Consider the following 541-nt stretch of genomic DNA (forward strand, 5'->3'; position numbering starts at 1 on the left):
AGTATACGATCGGCGATGTCTTCGGCAGCAACACGGAACTGGTCTTCGCCGGCGAGGTCCGCAACGACAATCGCGACGACACCCAGTTCGCCGGCAGTGTGCGGCTGAACATCCCGTTCAATCCCGGCAGCGGCTCGGACCACGCCGCCAATGGGGCCGATAGCGGGCCGGAGCCGGTCTATCCGGTCAGCGAAGGCCTGCGCAAGCGCGTCAACGAGCGCGTGCGTGGCGATATCGGCGTCCGCGTCCAGTCGCAGACGCTGACCGGCGGCACGACGACGCGTGTCGCCATCAACGCCGCCACCAATGCCGCCTTCGGCAAGTTCTACTACGCCGATGGCGGCCTCGCCGGCGCCGGCACGCTGGCCGACCCGACGACGCTGGACGACGCCGTGACCAAGTCGGGTGCGAACGGTTTTGTCGTGGCGCTTGGCGGCAACGGCAATCTGACGACTGGCGGGGTGACGCTTGCCAATGGACAGACCGTCATCGGCGGCGGCGAAAGCGTCACCGCAAGGCTTTTCGGCGGCGGCACCAGCAC

The 541-nt window shown here is 67.7% G+C and carries 1 protein-coding gene; it reads left to right on the plus strand.

From position 1 onward, the window contains the following. Nucleotides 1–541: hypothetical protein (locus EN991_RS39135; RefSeq protein ID WP_206519378.1), on the plus strand; the 541-nt coding region annotated here is incomplete at both ends.

The organism is Mesorhizobium sp. M7A.F.Ca.US.005.03.2.1, from assembly GCF_003997795.1.
Lineage (GTDB): Bacteria > Pseudomonadota > Alphaproteobacteria > Rhizobiales > Rhizobiaceae > Mesorhizobium > Mesorhizobium ciceri.